Source organism: Streptomyces lancefieldiae (assembly GCF_031845825.1).
GTDB classification, from domain to species: Bacteria; Actinomycetota; Actinomycetes; order Streptomycetales; family Streptomycetaceae; genus Streptomyces; species Streptomyces lancefieldiae.
Window position 1 is genome coordinate 1 of sequence record NZ_JAVRFH010000071.1, and the last position, 24,915, is coordinate 24,915.

19 protein-coding genes and 12 pseudogenes are annotated in these 24,915 nt (G+C 68.4%); 19 read left to right on the forward strand and 12 right to left on the reverse strand.

Annotated features, from left to right (window positions below; translation table 11 throughout):
• Window positions 1-126, forward strand: a 126-nt coding sequence (locus RM812_RS36765; protein WP_311583691.1) for an integrase core domain-containing protein, incomplete at its 5' end; no start/stop codon positions are given.
• 14 nt (window positions 127-140) lie between these two features.
• Here the strand turns inward: RM812_RS36765 and RM812_RS36770 are convergent.
• On the reverse strand, window positions 141-515 hold the full coding sequence (locus tag RM812_RS36770; RefSeq protein WP_311583644.1) for a winged helix-turn-helix transcriptional regulator: 375 nt from the start codon (window positions 513-515) through the stop codon (window positions 141-143).
• 90 nt (window positions 516-605) lie between these two features.
• On the opposite strand from RM812_RS36770, the gene RM812_RS36775 reads away from it, so the two are divergent.
• Complete coding sequence (locus tag RM812_RS36775; RefSeq protein WP_311583647.1) at window positions 606-1,535, forward strand: NADP-dependent oxidoreductase; 930 nt, start codon at window positions 606-608, stop codon at window positions 1,533-1,535.
• A 144-nt stretch (window positions 1,536-1,679) separates the two neighbouring features.
• Here the strand turns inward: RM812_RS36775 and RM812_RS36780 are convergent.
• Window positions 1,680-3,040, reverse strand: a pseudogene (locus RM812_RS36780) (ISAzo13 family transposase); the annotation flags it as partial.
• On the opposite strand from RM812_RS36780, the pseudogene RM812_RS43145 reads away from it, so the two are divergent.
• Window positions 3,018-3,344, forward strand: a pseudogene (locus RM812_RS43145) (reverse transcriptase domain-containing protein); the annotation flags it as partial. The pseudogenes RM812_RS36780 and RM812_RS43145 sit on opposite strands and share 23 nt — an antisense overlap.
• Window positions 3,247-3,603 (forward strand): group II intron maturase-specific domain-containing protein, encoded by a 357-nt coding sequence (locus tag RM812_RS36790; protein ID WP_311583694.1) that lies wholly within the window; start codon window positions 3,247-3,249, stop codon window positions 3,601-3,603. The pseudogene RM812_RS43145 and the gene RM812_RS36790, both read left to right, overlap by 98 nt.
• Before the next feature lie 248 nt (window positions 3,604-3,851).
• Here RM812_RS36790 and RM812_RS36795 read toward each other — a convergent pair whose 3' ends face one another.
• Entirely contained in the window at window positions 3,852-4,784 is a 933-nt protein-coding gene (locus tag RM812_RS36795) for an NADP-dependent oxidoreductase (protein ID WP_311583650.1), read from the reverse strand.
• 42 nt (window positions 4,785-4,826) lie between these two features.
• On the reverse strand, window positions 4,827-5,786 hold the full coding sequence (locus RM812_RS36800) for an NADP-dependent oxidoreductase (protein ID WP_449657859.1): 960 nt from the start codon (window positions 5,784-5,786) through the stop codon (window positions 4,827-4,829).
• A gap of 44 nt (window positions 5,787-5,830) precedes the next feature.
• Between RM812_RS36800 and RM812_RS36805 the strand changes: the two genes are divergently transcribed.
• Entirely contained in the window at window positions 5,831-6,400 is a 570-nt protein-coding gene (locus tag RM812_RS36805) for a TetR/AcrR family transcriptional regulator (RefSeq protein WP_311583656.1), read from the forward strand.
• Window positions 6,401-6,760: 360 nt separating this feature from the next.
• Window positions 6,761-7,228: a hypothetical protein gene (locus RM812_RS36810; protein ID WP_311583700.1), complete on the forward strand. Its 468-nt coding sequence runs from the start codon at window positions 6,761-6,763 to the stop codon at window positions 7,226-7,228.
• Window positions 7,229-7,834: 606 nt separating this feature from the next.
• On the opposite strand, the pseudogene RM812_RS43405 reads toward RM812_RS36810, so the two are convergent.
• A pseudogene (locus RM812_RS43405) lies at window positions 7,835-8,020 on the reverse strand (transposase family protein); the annotation flags it as partial.
• Window positions 8,021-8,410: 390 nt separating this feature from the next.
• Between RM812_RS43405 and RM812_RS36820 the strand changes: the two are divergent.
• From RM812_RS36820 to RM812_RS36845, 6 genes and pseudogenes are all read left to right on the forward strand, one after another.
• Window positions 8,411-8,806: pseudogene (locus RM812_RS36820) on the forward strand (dienelactone hydrolase family protein); the annotation flags it as partial.
• A gap of 162 nt (window positions 8,807-8,968) precedes the next feature.
• Window positions 8,969-9,421, forward strand: coding sequence for a hypothetical protein (locus tag RM812_RS36825; protein ID WP_311583658.1), 453 nt, complete (start codon window positions 8,969-8,971; stop codon window positions 9,419-9,421).
• Window positions 9,422-9,491: 70 nt separating this feature from the next.
• Complete coding sequence (locus RM812_RS36830) at window positions 9,492-10,325, forward strand: transposase family protein (RefSeq protein ID WP_311583661.1); 834 nt, start codon at window positions 9,492-9,494, stop codon at window positions 10,323-10,325.
• A 276-nt stretch (window positions 10,326-10,601) separates the two neighbouring features.
• On the forward strand, window positions 10,602-11,384 hold the full coding sequence (locus RM812_RS36835) for a hypothetical protein (protein ID WP_311583662.1): 783 nt from the start codon (window positions 10,602-10,604) through the stop codon (window positions 11,382-11,384).
• A 177-nt stretch (window positions 11,385-11,561) separates the two neighbouring features.
• Window positions 11,562-11,903: pseudogene (locus RM812_RS36840) on the forward strand (dienelactone hydrolase family protein); the annotation flags it as partial.
• 287 nt (window positions 11,904-12,190) lie between these two features.
• Entirely contained in the window at window positions 12,191-12,874 is a 684-nt protein-coding gene (locus RM812_RS36845) for a maltokinase N-terminal cap-like domain-containing protein (RefSeq protein WP_311583666.1), read from the forward strand.
• A 350-nt stretch (window positions 12,875-13,224) separates the two neighbouring features.
• Here RM812_RS36845 and RM812_RS36850 read toward each other — a convergent pair whose 3' ends face one another.
• Window positions 13,225-14,445, reverse strand: a complete 1,221-nt coding sequence (locus tag RM812_RS36850; RefSeq protein WP_311583669.1) for an IS256 family transposase — start codon at window positions 14,443-14,445, stop codon at window positions 13,225-13,227.
• Window positions 14,446-15,040: 595 nt separating this feature from the next.
• On the opposite strand from RM812_RS36850, the gene RM812_RS36855 reads away from it, so the two are divergent.
• Entirely contained in the window at window positions 15,041-15,625 is a 585-nt protein-coding gene (locus RM812_RS36855; RefSeq protein WP_311583672.1) for a hypothetical protein, read from the forward strand.
• Window positions 15,626-15,810: 185 nt separating this feature from the next.
• Here RM812_RS36855 and RM812_RS36865 read toward each other — a convergent pair.
• Window positions 15,811-16,975 (reverse strand): annotated as a pseudogene (locus RM812_RS36865) (IS30 family transposase).
• Between the two features lie 211 nt (window positions 16,976-17,186).
• Here RM812_RS36865 and RM812_RS36870 point away from each other — a divergent pair.
• The 5 genes and pseudogenes from RM812_RS36870 to RM812_RS36885 form a co-directional block, all read left to right on the forward strand.
• Window positions 17,187-17,690: pseudogene (locus tag RM812_RS36870) on the forward strand (transposase); the annotation flags it as partial.
• Between the two features lie 64 nt (window positions 17,691-17,754).
• Window positions 17,755-17,991, forward strand: a pseudogene (locus RM812_RS43150) (transposase family protein); the annotation flags it as partial.
• Window positions 17,992-18,154: 163 nt separating this feature from the next.
• A complete protein-coding gene (locus RM812_RS36875; protein ID WP_311583677.1) occupies window positions 18,155-19,486 on the forward strand; it encodes an ISL3 family transposase in 1,332 nt (443 codons plus the stop codon).
• Window positions 19,389-20,098: pseudogene (locus RM812_RS36880) on the forward strand (IS256 family transposase); the annotation flags it as partial. The gene RM812_RS36875 and the pseudogene RM812_RS36880, both read left to right, overlap by 98 nt.
• A 41-nt stretch (window positions 20,099-20,139) precedes the next feature.
• Window positions 20,140-20,568, forward strand: a pseudogene (locus RM812_RS36885) (IS5 family transposase); the annotation flags it as partial.
• Between the two features lie 21 nt (window positions 20,569-20,589).
• Here RM812_RS36885 and RM812_RS36890 read toward each other — a convergent pair.
• Window positions 20,590-20,760 (reverse strand): annotated as a pseudogene (locus RM812_RS36890) (replication-relaxation family protein); the annotation flags it as partial.
• Between the two features lie 475 nt (window positions 20,761-21,235).
• Between RM812_RS36890 and RM812_RS36895 the strand changes: the two are divergent.
• Entirely contained in the window at window positions 21,236-21,772 is a 537-nt protein-coding gene (locus RM812_RS36895) for a hypothetical protein (protein ID WP_311583680.1), read from the forward strand.
• Window positions 21,773-22,462: 690 nt separating this feature from the next.
• Here RM812_RS36895 and RM812_RS36900 read toward each other — a convergent pair.
• The 4 genes and pseudogenes from RM812_RS36900 to RM812_RS43410 form a co-directional block, all read right to left on the reverse strand.
• Window positions 22,463-23,242, reverse strand: a complete 780-nt coding sequence (locus RM812_RS36900) for an SDR family NAD(P)-dependent oxidoreductase (RefSeq protein WP_311583683.1) — start codon at window positions 23,240-23,242, stop codon at window positions 22,463-22,465.
• A gap of 157 nt (window positions 23,243-23,399) precedes the next feature.
• A complete protein-coding gene (locus RM812_RS36905; protein ID WP_311583685.1) occupies window positions 23,400-23,879 on the reverse strand; it encodes a nuclear transport factor 2 family protein in 480 nt (159 codons plus the stop codon).
• Window positions 23,880-23,913: 34 nt separating this feature from the next.
• Complete coding sequence (locus RM812_RS36910; RefSeq protein ID WP_311583688.1) at window positions 23,914-24,759, reverse strand: NAD(P)-dependent oxidoreductase; 846 nt, start codon at window positions 24,757-24,759, stop codon at window positions 23,914-23,916.
• Between the two features lie 40 nt (window positions 24,760-24,799).
• Window positions 24,800-24,915, reverse strand: a pseudogene (locus RM812_RS43410) (IS630 family transposase); the annotation flags it as partial.

Here is a 24,915-nt window from a genome sequence, read left to right on the forward strand (position 1 = left end):
GAATCAGCCCGCCGCAAAGCCCTGCCGGCCTGGCTCCATCACTACAATCACCACCGCCCCCACACCGCAACCGGCGGCAAACCGCCCGTCACCAGGTTGACCAACGTCCCTGGGCAGTACATCTAGCGGGGCGCCAGCCGCTATGGGCGACCCGGCTCGGGATCGGCGTCGAGAGCGTCGAGCACTGCGTCGCCGTTCGCCCTCGCCCACTCGGTCAGCGTGTGGATCGGTTCGATCAGCGTCGCCCCGAGCGGGGTTAGCTCGTACTCGACGCGGGGCGGGACCTCGGCGTAGGCGTGGCGGCGGACGAGTCCGTGCGCCTCCAGCCGTCGGAGCGTCTGGGTGAGCATCTTGCGGGAGATGCCGCCGATCAGCTCGATCAGCTCGCCATGGCGCACCGGGCCCTTGCTGAGGCCGGCGAGCACGACCACCGTCCACTTGTCGGCGATGAGCTCGACCGCCAGACGCGCCGGGCAGTCGGCGAGAAAGAGATCACCGGGACCGAAACCGCTCATGGCGCCAAAGGTACCTGGGCCAGAGGTACCTGCTGGTTCCTGTCGGAAACCTAGCTTGGGTTCTCTTCCGCTTCCAAAGCCAGGAGAGTCATGCGAGTCATTACCCAGCAGGCGCTCGGCGGTCCCGAGGTGCTCACCATCGTGGACGCGCCCGAGCCCCAACCCCTCCCGACCGAGGTTCTCGTCCGCGTCAAGGCGATTGGGCTGAACCCGTTGGAGGCGCGCCTGCGCGCGGGCGAGTTCCCGCTGATCGGCCGGCCGCCGTTCATCCTCGGCTGGGACATCAGCGGCGTGGTCGAGGAGGCGCCGCAGACGTGGCGGTTCAGGCCCGGCGACGAGGTATTCGGGATGCCGCTGTTCCCGCGGGCGGCGAGCGCGTACGCCGAGGTCGTGTCGGCGCCGGCGTTGCACCTGGCACGCAAGCCGGCGTCGCTCTCGCACGTCGAGGCGTCGGCGCTGCCGGTCGTCGGACTGACGGCGTGGCAGGGCCTCGTCGATCTCGGCGGCGTGACCGAGGGCGACCGCGTCCTGGTCCACGGCGGCGGTGGAGGGGTCGGCCACGTCGCGATCCAGATCGCGAAAGCGCTCGGCGCGCACGTGGTCGCGACCGCCCGCGGGAGCAAGCGGAAGCTCGTCGAGGGGTTCGGCGCCGACGAGGTGATCGACTACACGGCGGTCGACTTCACCGAGGCGGTCCGCGACATCGACGTCGTGCTCGACACGATCGGCGGCGACACCGTCGAGCGGTCGCTCGAAGTGCTCCGCCCAGGCGGTCACCTGGTGACGGCGGTCGCCGAGGGGGACCCGGAGCTCGCTGCCAAGTACGAGGCGGCCGGCATGCGCTTCAGCGGCATCGCGGTCGACCCCGATCCGGTCGCCCTGCGGGGTCTCGTCGAACTCGTCGAAGAGGGCAGGCTCCGGGTCCACGTGCAGGAGACGTTCCCGTTCGAGCGCGTTACCGACGCGCACCGGCTGCTCGACGGCGGTCACCTCCAGGGCAAGCTCGTCCTCACCGTCTGATCCCGTCGTGGGGCCTTGCGTGAGCGAGGCCCCGCTGAGAAGCGTGCGTCACGAATACTGCGCGGCAGACGGAATTTCGTGCGGATCGTTCCTGGCACTAACGCTGTATACCTCCCGTTTGGACCGATCGCCTTCCTTCCGCGCGATGGTGATGCCCTGTGCTTCGAGCAGGCGTCTAATCTGCAGCAGGGTGCGACGCACGGCGGTGCGGCTGCTGTTGAAGAGGACGGCGAGGGGTTCTGCGGCCAGGTTGACGTGCAGGTGGAGCACGGTGGCCAGGACCTGGTCGGCGAAGGTGAGCCGGGGCAGGGCGGCCGCGGCGGGTGTCCCCTTTCGCGGCCAGGGTTTCGATGAGGTGCTGCAGCTGGAGCGAGGCCAGGCCGGTCAGCGCAGGATCGGACGGCACGGCCGGATCCCACTGCGGCGCCGATGGTCTGCTGCTGCGGGCTCCGGATGGCCGGCGCCGGCTGGGGGCAGGGCAGAGTTCCACTCGCCGTGGAAAGTGTGCCGGGTCAGCGGCAGCCATCTCCGCGTCGCCGACACCAATGCCGGTGGGGTAGGTGTGGGCGTCCAGCCGGCCCTGCACGCGCAGTCCGGTGCGGGTGGTGGTCGCAGTGATCGATTCGAGGATGACCTCATGGCTGGTCAGCGGGCGGCCGCGCCAGTTCACGGTGATGTGCGAGAAGAGCCGGTGCTCGATCTCGTTCCACTTCGATGGCCCGGAGGCAGATGACAGACCGTGATGGTCAGACCGGTCTCGGCGGCCAGGCGGGCGAGGTGGAGTTTCCAGGCCCGGGTGCGACAGCCGTTGGAGCCACCCGCATCGGCGGTGATCAGCAGCCGGGAAGCCCGCGGATAAGCGGCTCCGCCCTGGTCGCACCGCCAGCGGCGGATCGACTCCATCGCGAACGCGGCGGTGTCGTGGTCGGTGCCGACGTTGATCCAGCCGGTGTTGGCCGGCAGGTCGTAGATGCCATAAGGGATGGCCATGCCCAGCTGTGGACCGGCGAAGTCTTGCACGCGCCCCAGCACCGGGTCACGCGTCGGACGCCAGGAACGGCCCGGGTTGTGGAAGTCGCCGACCAGCTCCTTCTTCTTGGTGTCCACGCTGATCACCGACTGGCCGGCGCCCCGTTGATCGCGTGTTTGCTCGTTGAGACACCGGAACCGGACATCCCGGTCGGCATGCTGACTTCCCTGGTGCGTCTTGGCGTTGGCCTGCAGCCGGAAGCCCTCCTGGCGCAGTAGGCCGGCGACGGTTTCGGCCCCGGCCCGGTGCCCTGGCGGGTCAGCTCGGCCGCCGGCGTGTGGGTCGACTTGGTCGTCCACCGCTACGGCGACATCGGATCGCCGCGCTCGTCCGGCTCGACCAGACCCAGCAGCGCAGCCCGCAGTCCGGGATCGAGGTCCGCGACGCGTTTGCGTCCGCCTCCCGGCCGCCGCACCCGCCTTACCAGGGGCTCGCCCGCCTTCAGGTCGGACATGCCCCTGCGGATCATTGTCTCGCAGAAGCGGGACCGTGGTACCCCGCAGGGGTCGGCGGTCTCGCCCGTGCTGGCGAACCTGTTCATGCACTACGCGTTCGACACATGGCTCACCCGGACGTATCCGGGCGTCGAGTTCGAACGGTATGCGGACGACGCGGTCGTGCACTGCGTCAGCGAGCGTCAGGCCCGCGAGGTCCTGGCCGCACTCGCGAACAGGATGGGTGATGTCGGACTGCGGCTGCATCCTGACAAGACCCGGATCGTGTACTGCAAGGACGGCAAGCGGCGCGGCTCCTACGAACACACGTCGTTCACCTTCCTCGGGTTCACCTTCCGAGCCCGCGGGGCGTGGAACAGAAACGGTACGAACTTCACCGGCTTCCTACCCGCGATCAGCAAGGACACCCAGAAGAAGATCAACACGGAGATCCGCTCGTGGCGGCTCCACCGGCAGATCCACCTCACCTTCTTCGGACCTCGCACGACGCACCAACCCGATCGGGCGGGGCTGGATGCAGTACTACGGGGCGTTCTACCGTTCCGCACTGCATCCCCGCCCCAGCGCATCAACACCTACCTGATGCGCTGGGTCCGCAAGAAGTATCGACGGCGCCGGTCGTTCAAGAAGGCCCACGCGTGCTGGTTCCGCGTCACGCGCCAGTACCCGAGGCTCTTTGCCCAGTGGGCATGGACGCCGACGTTTCGGTGATCAGGAGGGCAAAAGCCGTGCAATGGGAGACTGTTACGCACGGTTCTGTGGGAGCCCGGGGATGGGATTCCCCCGAGCACCCGACCAACAAGGCGGCGCGGCCGGGTTCGGCGGTGGAGGTCATCCTGGCGTAATGATCAGCTTGCCCCGCCTTTCGGTGCTGTTCTGCTCGAGTTCGGTGAGCGCCGGGATGGCCTGCGAGAGCGGGACGGTACGGGCGATGGGAAGCCGCAGTGTTCCCTGGCCGGCGGCTCGGGCGACCTCTTCGAGGTCTTTGGTGACCGGTCGGGCAATCATGGCGTGGAACCGTCCGGGCAGGACGCTTCTCACGAGGTTCAACGGGGTGGGGAGGATGCTGATGATGCGGCCGCCGGGCTTGAGTATCGTCCGCGCGGCTTTGACCGGAAGCGTGCCGGCAGCGACAAGGACGAGGTCGAACCGCCTGGTGAGCGAGGCGGGGTCGAAGCCGAAGTCGACGACGGGGTCGATACCGAGGTCGCGTGCTTCGGACTTGGCCGTATCGCGGCAGCTACCTGCCACCGTAGCCTGGTGTGCGAGGGCGATCTGCACGGCGGAGCGGCCAACTCCGCCGAGGCAGCTGTGAACGAACACTGCCTGGCCCGGCTGGAGCTTTCCCTTCGTGATGAGGGCCTGCAGGGCGGTGATCCCGACCGTCGGGATCGCGGCGGCGTCCTCGAACGAGAGGGTCCCGGGTTTCTTCACGACACCCTTCTCCTGGGCAACGACCACCTCGGCGAACGCGCCTGCCCACTTGATCGGCGTCCCGCCGAGCACTTCGTCACCGACGCTTAGCCGGGTGACGCGGTCGCCGACCGCCTCGACGACGCCCGCGAAGTCATAACCCATCGCGCGGGGGAAGCGGCGACCGGTCACGTGCTTCATGCGGCCGCCGCGGATCCCGAAGTCCATCGGGTTGGCGGCGGCTGCGCGCACACGGACAAGGACTTCGTCGGGGCTGAGCGGTGCTGGCTCGAATTCTTCGAGCCGCATGACTTCCGGCCCGCCGTACTGGTGGTACTGGATCCGCTTCATCGTCGTCCCTTCATCGCTTCCATATGAGGTCTTCGAGGTGGGTCACAGCGTGACCACGACTTTGCCGTGGACGTGGCGTCCGGCTTGCAGCGTCACGGCGTCGCGGATCTTCTCGACCGGGAAGGCCGCGGCGATGGGGACGGTGAGATTGCCGGCGAGGATCGCGTCGGTGATCTGCTCCAGGGCGTTTGGCGCTGCGTCGATGGCGCCGGTGGCGCGTACGCCGCCGCGAGGGTTGGGGCCCGCGGCGACCGTGGAGATCCGCTCGGGCGCCACGCCGTGCGCCAGCGCGGCCTCGGCCGTCTCCGTGCCGAACAGGTCGGTCGCGGCATTCACCCCGCCGGGCGCCAGTGCCCGGACACGGTCCGCCAGCCCGGCGCCGTAGGCCACCGGCTCGGCGCCCAGTCGCCGCAGGAACTCGAACGTGCCCGGCGAGGCGGTGCCGATCACGCTGGCGCCGGCGAGCCTGGCGAGCTGCACGGCGAACACGCCCACGCCGCCGGCGGCTCCCCCGATCAGGACGGTGTCGCCGGGCCGCGGGCCGATCGCCGCCAGGGCGGCGGCAGCGGTGAGGCCGGCCACCGGAAGCGTGCTCGCCACCTCATCACTGATGCCCTGTGGCGTAAGCCACAGCGAATCGGCAGGAGGCCTGACCACCACGAAGTCAGCGACTGCCCGCCCCAGGGCGCCGCCATAGACACGGTCACCCACGGCAAAGCCCGTGGCGCCGTCACCGACCTCGTCGACCACACCGGCGAGGTCGGACCCGAAGCCGGATGGCACGGTGATCCCGAAGCGCGCCGCCACCTCTGGCCGCGATGCGATACCCCAGTCCATCGGGTTCAGCCCGGCGGCTGTCACCCGCACCCGGACCTCACCCGGGCCGGCGTGCGGCTCGGGAACCTCCCGCAGCTCCAGCACTTCGGGGCCTCCGAACGCTTCGTAGATCACGGCTCGGCTCACTGGCGGACTCCAGACACAATTGACGGGACTTGGTCCCATCATGCTAGCACCGGCCATGGGACCAAGTCCCGTACACTGTGCTCATGGCTCGCTGGGAACCGAACGCAGCAGAACGCCTCGCTCACGCTGCACTTGACCTGTTTGCTGAGCGTGGCTACGAGAACACGACCGTGATCGACATCGCGCAGCGCGCGGGGCTGGGGAAGAGCACCTTCTTCCGGCACTTCCAGGACAAGAGGGAAGTGCTCTTCGGCGGCAGCACGATGAACGGACTGCTCACCGAGGCGATAGCCGCAGCACCGGCAACGGCCACCCCGCTGGAGGCGGTCGCTCACGCGCTGGAAGCGGCCGGCAGGGAAGTCTTCACGCCTCCGCGCCGCGAATTCATCGCGCGCAGACAGGCGGTGATCGCCGCAAACCCCGATCTGCAAGAACGCGAAGCGCTGAAGAACCTCGCCCTCATCGCATCCATGACCGACGCGCTCAAACGGCGCGGTGCTGCCGACCTGACTGCTCGCGTGGCCGCAGAGTTCGGCGCGCTCGCCTCCGCGATTGCCTTCGAACGCTGGAGCCAGACGACCGCCGGCGACGATTTCAGCGAGATCGCGCGACAAGCGCTCGCCGACATCCAAGCATCTGCAGCCTCCTGCTGACGCGGCGACTGCCTCGAACAGGCCGGAGGTGACTGCCGTGACGCGCAGACCGTACGGCCCCGGGACTCACCCGGTGATCTGCCGACGGACGAGGGGCTGTTGATGAGACGCGCGTGGTAGCTCACATAAACGGCGAGCTGGCCGTGTGAGAACGGGGCTGGCTCGCGTTCGAGCGGCTTCAGCAGCGCCTCGCCCGGCGCGGGATTGGTGCGGTTGGAGCAGCGCGCCAGTGCCGGCGCACTACGTGGCCTTCGACCTGGTGCACGCAGGCGGGGACCTTACCGGTCGGCCGTACCAGCGGCGAGGCGCGGCGCTGGAATCACTGTCCGCCGACCACCGTCTGGAGGTAGCGTTGACGCTGTGCCCGTCGACGACCGACCCGGCTGTGGCGCGAGGGTGGCCGGAGTGGACGGCGCCGGGCTGGAGGAGCTGTGCTTCAAGCGGCTGGACGAGCCCTACGTCGAGGGCACTCGGTGGCGGAAGTACAAGGTGCGTGTCACCCCCGAGGCCATCATCGGCGCCGTCACCGGCTCCGCCGCTGCGCCCCGACCGGTGCTGCTGGGTCGCCACGACGCCGCAGGCCGTCTGCAGTACACCAGGCGCACCACCATGCTGTCCCAGGCTGCCGGCCGAGCCCTGGCCGGCGAGCTGACTCCGCCGAGGGGTGCGCATCTGTGGGAGGGGTGGACATTCTCGGCAGGCCGGGGGATCGGTCGCCGACCGCATCTCCTCACGACGTTGCGCCGCACGAACGGGGTCGGTCTCGCAGACGACGGTCCCTCCCCGCACCGACTCTTCGATGTAGTCGATGACCTGTGGCCTTCCTGAGAGCGTGTACAGGTCCAGCAGCTTGGGGTCAGCGGTGCCGGTCAGTAGGAGGTCGAGCATCCAGCCGAGGGTTGCGGCGTCTCGGATGCCAGAGCTCAGGCCCTGTCCTCCGCCACGATGGATCGGAACTGGTAGACGGTCTGCCGGATCACCTCCCCTCCTGTGGGCGCCCCAAGGCCGGAGCAACTCCCAGCGCGTTCCGGCTTCACCATCTCGGTGGGATCGTCGTCACTCGACGAGCATGAACTCCCAGCGGAAGTACCGCTGAGCCACCCTGCCCATGTGGTTCGGCCTCACGGGGTCGAGTACTTGGCCGGTGTCCGGGATGTCCAGGGCCGGGGCGCCAGGCCGAGGCCGGACGTCGACGACAGCGGAGCTTCCGTAGGAGTCGCCAGGACCAGAGAATCGCCATGGCGCGTTCGCCGAGGCTGCGGATCTTCGTGTGGTCCCGGTTGTGACGTCGGCGCCGGCCGCGCAGGTTCTTGCCCCGGAACGGGACGCGGACAGCAGGACCTGCGCCCTGGTAGGGCTTGTCGGCCCAGCACTTGATGTCCTCCGCGGCGAGGGCGGCGGGGATGCCGTGGGCCCGCGCCGCGGTCAGGTGCGGAAGCCTGCGGCGAGGCGGGCGTAGGTGTCGCCGCAGCGCAGGTGGGCCAGGACGAGCAGGGACTGCCGGCCGCAGGTCAGGCGACGCCATCGGGAGCCGATCCGACGTCGGTGACCTGCGAGGAGACCGGAGAGGTGTTGCAGCGTGCGGCTGGACAGATCGATGCCGGACGGGTGGACAAGCATGCGAAAGCACCTGGCGGACTGGTGATCTTGGTCGTGAACCCGTCTACCAGGAGTTTTCCGCATGGCCGCCGCCGGGGCCGCCCGCCCGACCACCCGTCAGGTTGGAAACGGCTCACTGTGTCGAATGCGGTGCGTGTCGGTTCTCATCCAATCGCGACATCCGCTCGGCTGGAGTGCTGGCGTCGGCTCATATCCGGTGGGCTAGGCTGTGCGGCGATGAATACCGGGACGGCCTTGCGCCACACACGGATCGGTGACCCGGGGCTCTTCTGAGCGCCGTGCGGGCCGGTTCGGGCCCGCTGTTTGACCGAGGCTCCTGCGCTGCTGCGCGGGCTCCGCCTCCGTCGTGTTGATCACTGGCTCTGCACATCAACCACGACAGGAGCATTCATGCCCACCAAGTCGCTTCGGATTCCCACCGCGGACGGCCAGGCCGACGCCTTCGCCGCCTTCCCCGACCACAGCGAACGGCACCCAGGGGTGCTGATGTACGCGGACGGCTTCGGCCTCCGGCCCGTGCTGCGGGAGATGGCCCGCGAACTGGCCGGGCACGGCTACTACGTGCTCGTCCCCAACTCGTTCTACCGGCACGGCCCGGTACCGCTGGTCGAGCTTCCCGAGTACATCGGAGCAGAGGCCCGGCCCGCGGTCTTCGCCCAGTTGATGCCCCTGATCGAGGCGCACACCGCCGAACGTGTCCTGAGCGACGCCGACGCCTACCTCAGGTTCCTCACCACCCAGCCGGAGGTCGGCGCCGGACCGGTCGCGGTGACCGGCTATTGCGTAGAGCCTCCGCCAACTTGAATCCGCAGGTCAAAGGGGCTGGTGTGACCGGTTCGCGGGGTGCTCACGCTGGTCGTGGGCGACTGTCTGAGGAGTAGATCGTCCGTCAGGGGGACTTGCCGGTTCCTGCTCTCTGGGGCCGGGGTTCCTTCTACGATCCGGTGTATGGATCCCGAACTGCTGGAACGGATCACCTCGCGGCGTGAGGAGCTGGACGAACTCGAAGAACGGCTGGCCAAGGAGTTGGCGGAGGTGCGGGCTGAGCGGGACGAACTCGCTGTGGCCGAACGGGTCCTTGAACGGGTGAGTGAACAGCTTGCCGACGAACGTGCCTCGGCCGCGCCAGCGCCTGGGCAAGTGGGTGGTCGCGCGGTGATGCTGATTCCGCACCGCGCGCCGGACGTGGAGGAGAACGCGATCCCGCCGGACTATCAGCGCATTCTCTCCGTCGTGCGGCAGGCCGCCGGACCGGTCATGGCCCGGCAGGTCGGCGAGACGCTGGGGGTGGACGTCAGCGTGCGGTCCAAGCTGGAACCGCTGCGAGGGAAGTTGGTCAGGCTGACAGATCGCGGCTGGCTGCGGAAGATGCCCGACGGCCGGTTCACCACCCGCCTATAGCCAGGCACGCCACTACTTGGCGGTGCGGTGCGGGCGTAACCGGGTTGCCCCCGGTGGCCGTTGGTGCTGTGTGACGAGAACCCATGAGCGCGCCGAGGACACCTGCCCGCTTGTCTACCAGTGCCGTCTGCCGCTGTCCACGAGCACCGTCAACCACCTCGCCGATCTGTTGCGACGCCACTTGAAGGCGATACGGTCCAGGTGGCGGGCGCTGCCGCCCGGAAGGATCGCAGTGATCGTCCTGGCCGTACTGCGTCACGACCAGCGCCTGGCCGATCTGGCCGGCGGCAACAACGTGTCCGAGTCCACCGTCCGCCGCTGGCGCGACGAACTGATCGGACTGCTCGCCACCCAGGCGCCGCGCCTGGACCGCGCCCTGAAGAAGATCGCCAAACGGGGCGGGGAGGTGGTCTTGATCGACGGCACCCTCATCCGCACCCAGCGCCGCACCGGGAGAGCCGACCGGCGCAACTACTCCGGCAAGCACCGCAGTCATGGCCTGCACTTCCTCGCCCTGACCGACGAGAGAGGCCGCCTGATCTGGATATCCGCCGCCCGGCCCGGCTCCACCCACGACAACACCGCCGCCCGCCACGACCACATCCTGGCCCACCTGCGCGCCGCCGGGCTCGGGGCGCTGGCCGACCTTGGCTTCCGCGGCCTGGACAACGACTTTCGCGACCCCGTGGTCGTCACCGGCTTCGCCGCCACCCGCACCCACAAGCTCACCCCGGGCCAGAAGGAAGCCAACCGTGTCCTCGCCGTCGGGCGTGCACCAGTCGAGCACGGCTTCGCCCACCTCAAGAACCGGCGGATCCTGACCAAGCTCCGTACCGATCCCGCCCGCGCCACCCACCTCCTGCGTGCACTGCTCGTTCTGACGAACCTGGAAGTCAACCGCTGAGACAACACTGCATGGAATTCCCGGCGACGTCACCTTCGGTAGCCGCCCTCTGGCCAAGAACCCCGAGCGCGGCGTTGACTTGCTCAAACACGGCAACGGCAGTGAAGGGACACGGGCGTGCGCGCACGGGGCATCAACTACGACACAGGGTTCCTCCCAGGGGAAGAACTCTCCCGCAAGAGCTTCACCCCTGAGACGGTCTGGCAGGACATGGCGGTGATCTCCAGAGATCTCCACTGTGACGCCGTTCGTATCTCGGGACGAGAGCCTGAACGGTTGAGCATCGCTGCAAGACACGCTGCAGACGCCGGCCTGGAGGTCTGGTTCGCCCCCTTTCCCGTGGATCTTCCCCGCGACCGGTTGCTCCCGTTCTTCGCCGACTGCGCCGCTCGGGCCGAAGCCGTACGGGAGGCCGGCGCCGATGTGGTGTTCGTCGCCGGCTGCGAGATCAGCGCGTTCTGCGGCGGTTTCCTCCCGGGCGACACCTACGGCGACCGTATGCGGACCATGGCCGGCGCCGACATGGAGTGGTGGTCCTCCCTCGGACCGGTGCAAGAACGCCTCAACGACTTCCTCTCCCAGATCGCCGCGACCGTCCGTACGCACTTCGGGGGGCAGGTCACCTACGCCTCGGCTCCCTGGGAGTTCGTCGACTGGGGTGCGTTCGACCTCGTCGGCATCGATGCCTACCGGGCCGCCTACAACGCCGACAGCTTCCGGGACGAGCTGCGTGGGCACCTCGCCCACGGCAAGCCCGTCGCGGTGACCGAGTACGGAACCTGTGCCTACCAGGGCGCGGGAGAACGTGGCGGCATGGCCTGGCAGGTGCCGCACGGCGCGGTCCCGGACGAAGACGAGCAGGCGCGCTACCTCACCGAAATGCTGGACATCTTCGAGGACGAAGGCGTGGACACCGCGCTCTGGTTCACCTTCGCCGGCTACAGCAGGCCCGGGAAGCAAGACCTTGGCTCCTACGGCGTCGTCAGGATGCTCGACGAGAAGCGCTGGGAACCGAAGAAGGTATTCCACACGATGGCAGCCAGACACCAACGCGGCTGACGCACCAATACCTCCAGCCTTGACAGCACCCGCTCTACAGCCCCCGATCATCCGTCACGCTGGGGTGCGGGGTGACGGTTGATCTACTGCACAGACAGTCGTCCACGACCAGCGTGAGCACCCCGAGAGTCGGTCACACCAGCCCATTGACTTGCGGATTCAAGTTGGCGGAGGCTCATAGGAGGCCTTTACGCGATGCGCACCGCCGCGGCCCACCCCGACCATGTGGCGGCCGTCGCGGCGTTCCACGGCCCCGTGGGTGTCGATGGGGCCGGCCTCTTCTCCAAGCTCACCGCCCAGGTCCACCTGGGCCACGCCGAAGGCGACATGACACCTGAGGCCCTTGGCGAGCTCAACCAGGCCCTGGATGCGGCAGGTGTCGGCTACACCTCCGAGATCTACCCCGACACCATCCACGGCTTCACCATGTCCGACACCGATGCTTTTAGCGCCTCCGGGCTGAAGCGCCACTGGGATCGCTTGCTCCCCCTCCTGGACCGCACCCTGGCCAACAGCTGAGGGCCCAGCCCGGGAACCAAGCCTGAAACGGCCGCGACCAGCGGACGGCATGGCGGGCCACGCCGATGTCTCCATGGCCGTGGCCCGCCTCTATCGCGAACGAGACTGCGTAAAAGTCAGGTCGCTTGCGAACCCCAAGCCTCCGCGGTCGCAAACGACCTGGCATCCCAGCTCGTCAACGGCCCTCCATCTGACAGCCGCAGTGCGACAGGACAATCGCCGGCCGTCGGCAGCAAGGCCGCTCTGGTCGGCATGGCACAGCCCCTCGGCGGAATAGAATCCTCGGCATGGCCGTCATCCACCACGTTGCCCTCAAGCCGACCAAGTTGGAACTGCTCACCTCCTGGCTACCCTCCCGGCCGTGGTACTTCGGCGGCCCGGGCGAACCGGAACTGGCCACGGCCGGCGGCTTCCGGCTGGACGACCCCCAGGGTGAGGTCGGGATCGAGTTCATGGTGGTCACCGATACCTCGGGCACTCAGCCGACCGCCTACCTGGTGCCGGTCACCTATCGCGATGCCCCACTCGACGGGGCGGAGCACTCCCTCGTCGGCACCATGGAACACGGGGTGTTGGGGCGGCGCTGGGCTTACGACGGCTGCCACGACCCGGTGCTGGTCGCCCAGTTGCTGGCTCTGGTCGAGGGCCGGGTCCAGGCGCAGGACCAGAACACCAGCGACACCCCCGACCGGGAGGTCACCCGCTCCTGCATCGGTGACAGCTCCGCCCCCACGGACTTCACCGCCACTGCCATCGATGACCAGGAGGGCACTGAGCTGTCTGCACCGCATGGTCCGGCCCTCCGCCTGCACCGGGTCCTACGTCCCGCCCCAGACAACGCACCTGTCCTTCCGCTGGAGGCGACTGGCCACGTCGCCGGTGCCTGGCACATGCCGGATGGCACCCGCGCGCGAGGGCTGTTCGTTGTCTTGCGCAACGACGGACAAGCAGCCGCTGCTGGGCCCAGCTGAGAAGCTGGGAGTCGACCCTACCGAGCCGATTCACGCTGTCGGGTGCCGCTGCCCTGGGCGAGCCCGATTTCACGGTCGAGGTCAATGCCACCGCTGGGCTGACGGGGAGGGCACGGTGCGGTGGACCGAGAAGAGCGTTTGTCGGCCCAAGCGTGCAGAGGCCGTGATCTGGTCGCCCTGCGGCACGACACCCGCGGACGCACCCCTGCGGGCACCTGCTGCGCCCCGCCGTACCCGACCTCGGCCACCAGACGCCCATTTCCGGTGAGCACGGTCAAGGTGAGGGAGCCGGGCGCTGCGGACGGTTGCAGCAGGCTGTGGGGTCATGCCCCTTCTTGTGGTGTAGGCGATCAGTCGTCTGATGTGGCGGGCAGGACGATCGTGTCGTCGGGATAGAGAGCGTCCATGCTCTCGTTGGAGAGGTAGCGGCGAGGAAAGGCGATCCATTCGTCGTGGAGTTCGGCGAGGACCGCGGTCGCGAGTCGTAGGACTGCGGCCGGGTTCGGGAAGACCTGGACGACATCGGTGCGGCGTTTGATCTCCCGGTTCAGCCGCTCCAGCGGGTTCGTGGACTGGATCTTCTTCCAGTGCTGGTGGGGGAAGTCCGCGAACGCGGTCAGGTCCTCCTTCGCCTCCAGCAGCATCTCTCTGACCTTGGGGAACTGTCGGCCGAGCATGTCGGCGACGGTGTCGAGCTGGCTGCGGACCGCGTCCGCGGTGGGCTGGGCGAAGACCGTGCGGATCGTCGCGGCGACCATCTCCGCCGACCCTTTCGGGATCACGGCGAAGACGTTGCGCACGAAGTGAACACGACACCTTTGCCAGGCGGCGCCGAGCATGACCTTGCGGATCGCTTTGACCAGGCCGCTGTGGCTGTCGGAGATGACCAGGCGGACGCCGCTCAGGCCGCGTTCGCGCAGGTGACGCAGGAACTGGGCCCAGAAGGCTTCGGTCTCGCTGTCACCGACCATGACGCCGACGACTTCGCGGCCGCCGTCCTGGGTGACGCCGGTGGCGATGACGATGGCCTGGGAGACGATGCGGTGGTCGACGCGGGCTTTGACGTAGGTGGCGTCGAGGAAGAGGTAGGGGAAGCGGATGTGGTCCAACGGCCGGGTGCGGAAGGCGTCGAGCTGTGCGTCGAGGTCCGCGCAGATCCGGGAGACCTCGCTCTTGGATATCCCGGTGTCCGAGCCGAGCGCCTTGACCAGGTCGTCGACGGAGCGGGTGGAGACGCCGTGGACGTATGCCTCCATGATCACCGCGTAGAGGGCCTGGTCGATGCGCCGCCGGCCCTCCAGCAGGCTGGGGAAGAAGCTCCCGGCCCGCAGTTTCGGGATCGCGAGCTCGAGGTCACCGGCCTGCGTGGTCACCGTTTTCTCCCAGTGACCGTTGCGCCAGGTGGTGCGGGTGCCGGTGTGTTCGCCCCACTCGGCGCCGATCTTTGTGGTGGCCTCGGCCTCGATCAGTTCCTGCAGCAGCCGTTCGGCGACCTCGCGGACGAGTTCAAGACCATCGGCCGAACGTAGTGACTCAAGCAGGCGAAGTAGGTCATGCTGGGACAAGGCCACCGTGCACCCCCTGGGGTCGAACTGCCCGTTCACTCCGGACAGTTGCACGGTGGCCTGCCAGTTGAGCAGGGAGCAGTCACCGGCAGACGGTGCACCCCAGGGAGCAGAACCCGCGCACTCAGCCACGGAGATCCCCTACACCACACAGCGGGACACCATCGGCTGTGGGCGAGCGATGTCGGCGTACGACCTAAGCTTTCAGGCGTACACCGACACGTGACCGCACAGTCACGGCGTACGGCCACCGGGCACCGTGGTGTATCCGCTCGTCGACCAGGAGATGCCGTTTGCGGCCGTTGGTCATTTTGCCTGGATGGTGGAGCACGACGGGTAGAACCGGCTCTTTACGGTGCAGACTGCTGTGGTGGCTCACTTTGCCGGTTCTCTTCAGCGCACGGCACCTCCATTCCGCACCCCCCTGCCGAGGGTGAGGCTGTCATGACAGCAGATCTCGCCCCCTGCCCTCTCCGCGCTGCCCTGTCCGTAGACGTCGGCGGTGTCGAGGACCGGTCGGTGGTAAAGCGGTACACCGAGCGGACCAACCTCGTTGAAGGGCGGGCCCGCCCTTGTCAGTGGCCACCTGTTTACTTGGCTTATGACCGACAAGATGAGTCACAGCGATGTCCACCGAACCACGGCTCTCACTCCCGGCACCGAGATGGTCGAGCCGTACGGAGGCGGGACGGGATTTCGGTTCAAGATCCGCAACGTGAAGATCGATGGCCAGGCCGACGTGGTACACGTCCGCGGAGGAGGTTCTCACAGGGTCAGTTTCGCCCTGCTGCATGATTGCTCGGAGTGTGGCAACGCCATCAACCAGGTGATCGTTGGTCTGGCGGGCCAGGATCGAGCCCAGGCGTCGGTATGGAACGGCAAGCGGCGCAGCGGGGGCGGCTTGAAGGTGGTCAATGCCGGCACGCACGTCGAGGCGCTGGCGGAAGACAACCCAGGTCCGGCGGAGTGGGTAAATGTGTCGTGCGACCTCGTTGTTCCCGACGAACCCGGCGTCTACTCGGTTCGAGCACGTTACGCCCAGGCGTATCAGGGACGCCTCATGACTGCCGAAGGACGTGAGATCCTACAGCCCGAGTACCAGGACGTGCTGGGTTGGTGGAAGGTCGACCGTCCGGAAGGGCCCGGCCCGGAATCGGCCATAGGTACCATCATCGTCGAGGCGTGAAGCTGCTGGTCAGCCTCTTCGGCCAACCCCATGACCTCGACCGAGCGCGGCATGTTCTCACCGCCGACGTCGATCGCGGCCCAGCGGGCCCGCCTCACCCGCCAGGGTGGCGGCCCCGGGGAGTAGAACAATCGGCCCCGGCCGGATGCGGCGGTCAGCGTATCTGTCGTCAAACGGTGGCGAGCTCAAGCGGTCAGCGCATCACCGCTGTTCAGAAGATCAGCGTAGACCTCTGCGGGAGTGCGGTAGCGATGGGTCTTGCGTGGACGGTGATTGAGCTCGTGGGCGATGGCGTCCAGGTCGGCCTGGCCGAACGTGCGGAGGTCCGCGCCCTTGGCCAGGTACTGCCGTAGCAGTCGGTTGGTGTTCTCGTTGGTGCCGCGCTGCCACGGGCTCCGGGGCTTGCAGAGGTAGATCGGCATTCCCGTCTCGGCGGTGATGGCCTGGTGCTCAGCTATCTCCCGGCCACGGTCCCAAGTGAGCGTTCGTCGCAGTTGGGGCGGGATGCCGAGGAGGCTCCTGGTGAGATGCGGGGACCTGCTCGGCCTTGATGCCGTCCGGCAGCGCGACGATGGCCGTGTAGCGGCTGGTGCGCTCGACCAGCGTGGCGACTGCCGAAGGCCGGGTGCCCATCACAAGGTCGCCTTCCCAATGGCCGGGGACCTTGCGGTCCTCGACCTCGGCGGGGCGGTCGGTGATGGACACCATGCCGCGGATGATCCCCCGGCCCGTGGGACGGCGGGCGAGCTTCGGACGGCGCATCGGCCTGCCTGACCTCAGCCGCTGGGTGAGGCTGCGGTCGGTCGCTTGGCGCCGGCGAGGGTCGTAGAGCGAGAGGTAGATCGCTTCGTGTGAGATCTGCATGGAGGCGTCACCAGGAAACTGCCGTCGCAGCCATCCTGCGTTCTGCTCGGGTGACCAGCAGAGAGCCAGTTTGACCTCCACCAGGACGCGCAGAGCGGGTCGTTGAGCAAGCTTGGCCTGCTTGGGGCGGCGCCCGCGTCCGTAGGCGGCTGCATCGGCGGTGGCGGCTCGGTAGCGGTCCCGGCCGCCGTTGCGGGCGATCTCACGGGAGACGGTCGAAGGGGATCGACCCAGCCGCTTGGCCAGCTGCCGAGCCGATTCTCCCGCCGCGATGCCGCGAGAGATCTCCTCCCGCTCGCTGCCACTCAAATGCCGCTCTGACCGCGCTTGCGGGGCGAGGCGGACGCCGCCGCTCTGGTACAAGAAGCGACGAGCGTGTTGCATCGGTGCACCGAGCGCCCGCCCGATCAGGCTGAACGACTGCCCTTCGCGCCAGCGTCTCCATATCTCGTCCTGTTGAGCTGGCGAAAACCCGTAGTCACGCACCTGTGCCTCCACGATCACATGATCATCCGTGGGTGGTGCGTTGATCACTTGAGGGTGCCAGCAGCCTGTCCGCGAACAGCGGGGAGTGTTCAATGATCATCGGCGGATCCGATGATCAAGGAGACACCAGATGAGCGACACCACCATCGAGCAGATACCGGGCAGCGAGCCGACGGCGGTCGTGCCGGCGAGTGACGAGCAGTTGGTCGCGATGCTCGTGGACCGGGCCCGCAGCGAGGGTCTGCAGCTGACCGGGGAAGGCGGGCTGCTCCAGCAGCTGACCAAGCGGGTCCTGGAGTCCGCCCTGGAGGGCGAGATCACCGATCACCTCGGATACGAGAAGCACGACGCCGAGGGCCGGGGCAGCGGCAACTCCCGCAACGGGACGCGGGCGAAGACGGTGCTGACCGATGTCGGTCCTGTCGAGGTGAAGGTCCCCCGGGATGTGGCGGGCACGTTCGAGCCGGCCATTGTCAAGAAGCGGCAGCGGCGCCTGTCCGGCGTGGACGAGATGGTGCTGTCGTTGTCCGCGAAGGGGCTCACCCACGGCGAGATATCCGCGCACCTGGCCGAGGTCTACGGCGCGAGCGTGTCCAAGGCCACGATCTCCACGATCACCGACAAGGTGATGGACGGCATGGCGGAGTGGTCCAACCGGCCGCTGGACCCCGTCTACCCGGTGCTGTTCGTGGACGCCATCAACGTGAAGATCCGGGTTCTGTCGACGATCTTGTGATCCGGACGGTTGAGCGGCTCGTGCCGACTGTTCGCGATCATGCATGGCGTGCTCTCGTGATGTGTTCCCGCAGCTGTTTCCGTACCTGTCCGCGTTGCTGATCGAGGAGGTCGAGCGGCGACCGGACCAGGTAGTGCTGAGAACGCGGGTGCGGGCGACGACTGGCTCCTGTCGGTGCGGCCAGAGCTCGGCCCGGGTGCACGCCCGGTACGTACGCAGGCTGCGTGATGTCGCCGTGGGCGGGCTCGGTGTCGTGATCGAGTTGTGTGTGCGCCGCTTCCGCTGCGAGAACCCTGCCTGCACGGCGGTGACGTTCGCCGAGCAGGTCTCGGGACTGACCACCCCGCATAGTCGGCATACCCCGCTGCTGCGCGAGGTGTGGACGCAGGTCGGGCTGGCTCTGGCCGGCCGGGCAGGAGCCCGTCTGGCGTCCGCGGTCGGCCTTGCCGTGGGCAAGGACACACTGTTACGGCTGGTCAGGTCCCTGCCCGAGCCGGAGATCGGCAAGGTGGAGCCTCGGCGTCGACGACTTCGCCTTCCGCAAGGGGCGCCACTACGGCACGGTATTGATCGACATGGCCACCCACCGGCCGCTGCACCTCTACGACGGCCGCGAAGGTGAGGACCTGGCCGACTGGCTCCGTGATCACCCCGAGGTGAGGGTCATCTGCCGGGACCGTTCCAGCGGCTACTCAGAGGGTGCCCGGGTCGGGGCGCTACAGGCCGAACAGGTCGCGGACCGCTACCACCTGTGGGCCAACCTCGGCCAGGCGGTCGAGAAGACGGTCAACGCCCACCGCTCCCGCCTGGCCGAATCGCCTCCCGGCTCGGCCTCCGGCCCCGACCATGTGGAGGTGGAGCCCGAGGTGGTCCAGCCGCCGAAAGAGCTGAAGATCGTGGTCCGGCTGCGTGAGCAGCATGCTGCTGCCCATGAGCTGTGGCAGCAGGGGATGTCGAAGGCGGCGATCGGCCGGAAGCTCGGGCTGCACCAGGCCACGGTCCGCAAACTGGTCAATGCCCGCTCCGCCGACGATGTCGTATCCAAGAGCCTCCACCGAGCGCGTGTCGTCGACCCGTACGTCGGCTACTTGCACCGGCGCTGGAACGAGGGCGTCAGGAACGCCGCTCAGCTTTACCGCGAGATCAAGCAACTCGGATATCCCGGCGGAGAGTTGGCTGTTCAGCGGCATCTGCGGCGCTACCGGACCGGGCGCGGACACGCACCCGATCCGGGACCGAAGCCTCCGTCGGTCCGCGAGGTCACCTCCTGGATGATGACCCACCCCGAGCACCTGCGGGACGAGGACGCCGACAAGCTGCACCGGCTGCGTGAGCGCGATCCCGAACTCGACCGGCTCACTTTTCACGTCAGGAAGTTCGCCGCGATGATGACCGGCCGCCACGGCGACCGCCTCGAAGACTGGATTACCGACGTGGAACGGGACAGTCTGGCTCCGCTTGCGGGCTTCGCCCGCAACCTCCGCCGCGACTTCGACGCGGTCCGCAACGGGCTGTCCCTCCCGCACAGTTCCGGCGCCGTCGAGGGAAACATCAACCGGCTGAAGATGCTGAAACGCCAGATGTTCGGCCGGGCCAGTCTCGATCTCTCCTTCGCAAACGCGTCCTGCTCACGCAGTGAGCCTGGACCGTCCGGATCACAAGATCGCCGACAGAACCAAGATCTCGGACGGGCAGGTCGCGAACCGCCCCATCTACGTCGTGATGGCGGTCACGGCCGAAGGGCATCGGGACATCCTGGGGATCTGGGCCGGTGACGGCGGCGAGGGCGCGAAGTACTGGCTGAGCATCTTCACGGATCTGAAGAACAGGGGCATCGACGATGTCCTGATGCTGGTCTGCGACGGGCTGAAGGGCCTGCCCGAGGCCGTGGAGACGGTCTGGCCTCGAACGATTGTCCAGACCTGTGTCGTTCACCTGCTGAGGAACAGCTTCCGGCACGCGGCCCGTCAGGACTGGGACAAGATCGCCAAGGCGCTCAAGCCTGTCTACACGGCCCCGAACGAGGCCGCCGCGGCCGAGCGGTTCGGCGAGTTCCAGGAAGCCTGGGGCAAGAAGTACCCGGCGGTCATCAGGCTCTGGGAGAACGCCTGGGCCGAGTTCGTGCCCTTCCTCTCCTTCGACGTCGAGATCCGCAAGGTGATCTGCTCGACGAACGCGATCGAGTCCGTCAACGCCCGCATCCGCAGGCCGTCCGGGCCCGCGGACACTTCCCCAACGAAGCCGCGGCCCTCAAGTGCGTCTACATGGCGCTGATGAGCCTGGACCCCACCGGCAAGGGCCGCAAGCGGTGGACCATGCGCTGGAAGGCACCCCTGAACGCCTTCCAGATCGCCTTCGAAGGCCGACTCACCCCGGCCGCCAACTGACCCCTACAGAAACTGGATCAGCCGTCTACTGGACACACCCGTTGCTCCCGGACCGGACGTCGAAGCGGGGTGGCCGCTGGCGGGACCATCGTGAGGTGATCGACGCGATCGCCTTCAAGTTCCAGACCGGCACGCAGTGGGTGCACCTGCCGGAGAAGTACGGCAACTGGCGGGGCGTCTACAACCGGCTGCGGATGTGGGCCGTCGACGGCACGTGGGAGCGGGTGTTCACCGCCCTGGTGGCCCAGGCCGACGCGGACGAAGACGTCAGGTGGGCCGTGTCCGTGGACTCCACCATCGTGCGCGCTCACCAGCACGCTGCCGGGGCCCGCAAAAAGGGGTCCCGGCCGGCGAGCCGGACGACCACGCCATCGGCCGGTCCCGCGGCGGACTGACCACGAAGATCCACCTCGCGGCCGACGGTCGGTGCCCGGCCGCTGGCGTTCCACCTCACCGCCGGTCACCCGGGTCCGTCCGGCCTGCGGCAGGGTCACGCGGTCGATGAGGCCCTTGCCGCGCAGTTTCATCAGCCGGCGCCTCGTCTGCTCGATCCGCACATCGGGCGAGAGGATGAGGTGTATCTGCTCGGTGGTGGCCATCCGGTACTGGGCAAGCACCGCCAGGGCCAGCCGGTCCCGGCTGCCCGTGTCGACGTTCGTCATGTCGGCTCCCCCGTACAGCGGCACCGCTCCTGCTCGTGTGCCGCGCGTACGAGGCAGGGCATCAGCGGGCCCCGACCATCACGCCGACCGCCAGAGCCCGACCATGGTCACGAAGTGACAACACCGCCGGCGACCAGGCCCACAACCCCGCCGGCAACCCCGCCGACAACTGTTTCCACGCGGCCCATGCGGGATTACCAAACCCGGAGGTCACCACGCCTGTGCTGGCGTGGTGGGGAGCCCGACATCCCCCTGTGCACACCCCCTGCGCTGGTCCCGGACCAGAAAGAAGAAGAGGAAAGGGAGGGACGGGGCGGCGGTGCGGTGTGCGGCCGGGGGATCGGGGCGGCTCTTGGTTCCGTTGCGCGTCGGCCGAAGCCTCCCCGCTTCGCCCCGGCGGGAGCCGGGCGTTCGAAGAAGACCGGGCCAGACTTCGAATGCCGGGCATGTCAGTGCCCGTTCGTAGGATCACGGCATGTCTGATGCCTTCACCGTCTTGTGGACCCATGACACGTGCCGTGCTCTGCGCAGAGCCGGCCGGGTGGGGGAGCGGCCGCCGGTTGCCTTCAGCGGCGTTCATTCCTCCCTTCCGGCGTGGGCGGGCGCGCGTGCCGGGGACGAGGTGTACGCGCTGCACGTCAACCGGCGCGAGGTCTTCGTGGTGAGCCAGATGCGGGTGATCGACAGGGAACGACGCGGCTGCTGCGGCACGGCCCCTGCAACGTGGGAAGACGCTGCGTTTCCCGGGCACGACGACTGGTCGATGCTCGGCGCCGGCGGCTGCGGCGCCACGGCGGTACACGTGGACGCGACGCCCGTACGTTTCGACGCCCTGATCCCAGGGGACCTGCTTGCGAGGCTTACCTGGCGCAACCGCCGAGGCCAGACCCGCAACCTCAAGTATGTGGTGGACGGCCGTCTCGAGAATTCGGTCAGCCTGCAGGGCTTCTACCGCCTGACCCCCGAGTCGGCCGACGAGTTGGCGGCAGTCGTCGGCAGCGTCGTCTCCTAAAGCCGACACACGGGTGAGGGAGACACGCCGCTACCGCCAAACCTCCGATAAGCACCGACCAGCGTCCTCCTCGGACGCTACGTCAGCCGCCCGCGACGGCCTGCTCACGCTCGTAGAGGGTGCGGGCCTCGGCCATGGCGCGCTGCCAGCTGCGTTCGCTGCCGCCGTGCTCGCACGCCAGCCGTGCGGCCATGCCGCGCCGGTAGCCGCCGGCCTGCCGGAGCTCGGCCAGGACGACGGCGACGGCACGGTCGCGCTGGGCGCGGCCCGGCCCGCCGCCCTGGTGGCCCCGGCCGTCCCCGGGACGCCGCCCAGCAGCCCGGAGACGGGCCGGTGCCGAATGTCTGCCTTCCAGGCCTCCCAGAACGCCTCTACGGCCTCCTGTACGTAGTAGTGGGTGCGGTTCAGCGTGCACGCCACCTCCGGGAACCGGCGCTCCTCAGGATACCGGTCAGGGCGCGTGCGTTCTCGGGTGGTGGGACGTCACGTTCGTGACTGGATGTCTGGCTTGTGGTGTCGCTGACCGGGTGAAGTGGGACGCGCTCTCGAGACCCCCAAGGTGTCTGAAACTGGGCACGCCCCGACCCGGCCGCGGCCGGTCTGGACAAGTTGGGACAACAAGATCTCTGACGGAGCCCCGGACTTCCCTGGCACCGGCCGTCTGGCCGGTGCCGGCGACTGGAGTCGCGGTCAGCTGGCCCGGTAGCGGGAGGCGAGTTCGGGGCTCTGGCCCCCGAAGGCGGCGAGGTCGGCCTTGAAGACCGCGTCGAGGAGCCCGGCGTCTTCGACGCCGGGGGCGCAGACGACCTCGCCGAGTTGGAGGCCGCGCAGCCCGGCGGTGACGACGTCCTCGGCGCTCATGCGCGGCACGGCACTCAGGTCGAGGCCCTGACGCGTGTGGAACTCGGTGGCGACGACGCCGGGGCACAGCACCTGGACCTGGACGCCGGTGTCCTCCAGTTCGGAGCTGAGGGTCTGCGACATGGCCACGAGGTGGGCCAGCGAGCCGGCGTAAACGGCGCGGCGGGGCATGACGGACTTGTCGGCGGGGCCGCTGAAAGCGATCATCCCAGCCACGTTGATGATCTTTCCGTCGCCGCGTTCCTGCATCCCGGCGGCGGCGGCGCGGGTGAGCATGGTGGGGGCGACCACCTTGACGTGGACGAGTTCGCGGGCCTTGTCAGCCGGCAGCTCGGTCAGTGGCATGTAGTGGGCGACGCCGGCGTTGTTGACGAGCATCGTCAGCGGCTCACTGGCGCAGATCTCGGCGACGGTGTCGATGCCGAGGTCGGTGGACAGGTCGGCGGCGACGGTGCGGACCGTGACGTCGGGGTGGGTGGCGGCGAATTCCTCGAGGCGGTCGTTGTTGCGGCCGACGACGATCAGGTCGTAGCCGTCCGCGGCGAGGCGCTCGGCGAATGCCTTGCCGATGCCGGAGGTGGCGCCGGTGACGAGGGCGAGCTTGCTCATGAGTGCTGTTCCTTTCGGGGGTCGGCCGACGTGGCCGACGTGGCCGGAGTGGTGGGGCTCTGGTGGAGCCAGGTGTGTTCGGCGCGGTACTGCGCGGCGACGGCGTCGGGCTGGTCGTCACCGAGGTGGTGATCGCCAACGGTGTAGCCCTTGCGGTTCAGGTACCAGGCCAGGAACCGGTAGGACGGCGGTAGCCGGCCAGTCCGGCCGGGTCGACAGCGAGCCGGGTGCCCGGCAGGACCGGGACGAGGGTGTCCTTCTCGTAGATCGAGGTGATCCGCGCGATGCGCCACAGTCCGTCGGTGCCGCGCTGAGCGCGGTATGGAGAGCGGCAGGCGGAGGCCAGGGCCGCCTCCACCCCATCGATGTTGATGCGCCACTCGATGACCAGCGGCAGCTCGGCCAGGGCCCGGTCACCGTCGATGCGGACGGCGGGCGGGCTGAGCCGGTGCACCGCGTGGTCGCCGCGCCCGGCCATGGCGCGGGTCTGGCGGACGAAATCGGCGCCGCTGCCGGTGAACCAGCTCATCTGAACGATCGAGTCGTCGGCGAAGCAAGTGGCCATCTCCTCGTACCAGCCGTGGTCCCGGCTCTGGCGTTCGCGCAACACCAGCTGTGTCACGTCTTCAGCGGACATGGGGCTTCCTTGGGAGAGGGGAACGAGTCGTCGTTCATGCGTTGAGGCGGTGCAGCAACTGGGCGAGCCCGCGGGCGCCGGCCAGGCCACGGCCGGTGACGGCGGAGGAGTCGATTCCAGCCTCGCGCATGGCTTGGTCGAACAGCTCCATGTCCAGTGCTTCCACGGCGGAGAGATGGCCCACGTTGTCGGGCCGCACCATGGTGTTCAGCAGGGACAACGCCGCGCTGGCGGCACTGCCCAGCTTGAGGACCTCCGCCAGCCGGCCGGCGTCCAGCTTCAGCTCGGCGGCCAGTTCTACGATCTCCCCGATCGCGGCCTGGTTCATCATCAGCAGCGCGTTGCTGAACAGCTTCGCCGTCTGCCCCGTGCCGGCCTCGCCCAGATGCACCACGTGGCGGGAGAAGGACCGGAACACGAGCGTGCAGCGCTCGGCCGCCGACAGCGGACCGCCGACCATGGTGGTCAGCCGGCGCTCCTCGGCGGCCGGACGGCCGCCGCTGACCGGTGCGTCCAGCACCTCGACATCGCGCTTCGCGCACAGCTGGGCCAGTCGCACAGCGTTACCGGGCACCCCCGTACCGTCGTTGACGACGACGGTGCCGGGACGCAGATCCTGAAGGATCTGGTCGACCAGATGCAGGACGTCGGCGTCGGTGCGCACGCACAGACAAACGATGTCGCAGGCGGCAGCCAGCTCCCCGGCCGTGTCGTGCCGCTGGTGGGGGACCTTGCCCAGGCCGTCCAGGGATGCGGGGCGCCGGGCCCAGGCGTGCAGGGGGAATCCTGCTTCGGCGATCGCGGTGGCCATGGGCAGGCCCTGGTCACCCAGTCCGATGAACCCCACGACGGGCCGTGCAGGAGTTCGCGTTGATGTCATGCCTCCACGGTCAGCGGGAAACGCCTGGTTACTGAGGTTTTCACGGCGAGGTCGGTGGGGTGAGAGCCAGACCTGTGGCGGTCAGGCAGCCGTCGACCAGGTGGGGGCGGAGCTGGATCCTGCGTAACTCGCGGCGAAGGGTGCGGTCGAGGTCTT

Bases quoted from the DNA above. Each gene is read 5' to 3' on its own strand.
- RM812_RS36895 (WP_311583680.1), top strand. From the start codon at position 21,236: ATGTCTGATGCCTTCACCGTCTTGTGGACCCATGACACGTGCCGTGCT.
- RM812_RS36795 (WP_311583650.1), bottom strand. From the start codon at position 4,784: ATGAAGCGGATCCAGTACCACCAGTACGGCGGGCCGGAAGTCATGCGG.
- RM812_RS36910 (WP_311583688.1), bottom strand. From the start codon at position 24,759: ATGACATCAACGCGAACTCCTGCACGGCCCGTCGTGGGGTTCATCGGA.
- RM812_RS36800 (WP_449657859.1), bottom strand. From the start codon at position 5,786: ATGGGACCAAGTCCCGTCAATTGTGTCTGGAGTCCGCCAGTGAGCCGA.
- RM812_RS36855 (WP_311583672.1), top strand. From the start codon at position 15,041: ATGACCGACAAGATGAGTCACAGCGATGTCCACCGAACCACGGCTCTC.
- RM812_RS36845 (WP_311583666.1), top strand. From the start codon at position 12,191: ATGGCCGTCATCCACCACGTTGCCCTCAAGCCGACCAAGTTGGAACTG.
- RM812_RS36825 (WP_311583658.1), top strand. From the start codon at position 8,969: ATGGATCCCGAACTGCTGGAACGGATCACCTCGCGGCGTGAGGAGCTG.
- RM812_RS36770 (WP_311583644.1), bottom strand. From the start codon at position 515: ATGAGCGGTTTCGGTCCCGGTGATCTCTTTCTCGCCGACTGCCCGGCG.
- RM812_RS36775 (WP_311583647.1), top strand. From the start codon at position 606: ATGCGAGTCATTACCCAGCAGGCGCTCGGCGGTCCCGAGGTGCTCACC.
- RM812_RS36900 (WP_311583683.1), bottom strand. From the start codon at position 23,242: ATGAGCAAGCTCGCCCTCGTCACCGGCGCCACCTCCGGCATCGGCAAG.
- RM812_RS36905 (WP_311583685.1), bottom strand. From the start codon at position 23,879: ATGTCCGCTGAAGACGTGACACAGCTGGTGTTGCGCGAACGCCAGAGC.
- RM812_RS36805 (WP_311583656.1), top strand. From the start codon at position 5,831: ATGGCTCGCTGGGAACCGAACGCAGCAGAACGCCTCGCTCACGCTGCA.
- RM812_RS36790 (WP_311583694.1), top strand. From the start codon at position 3,247: ATGTCGGACTGCGGCTGCATCCTGACAAGACCCGGATCGTGTACTGCA.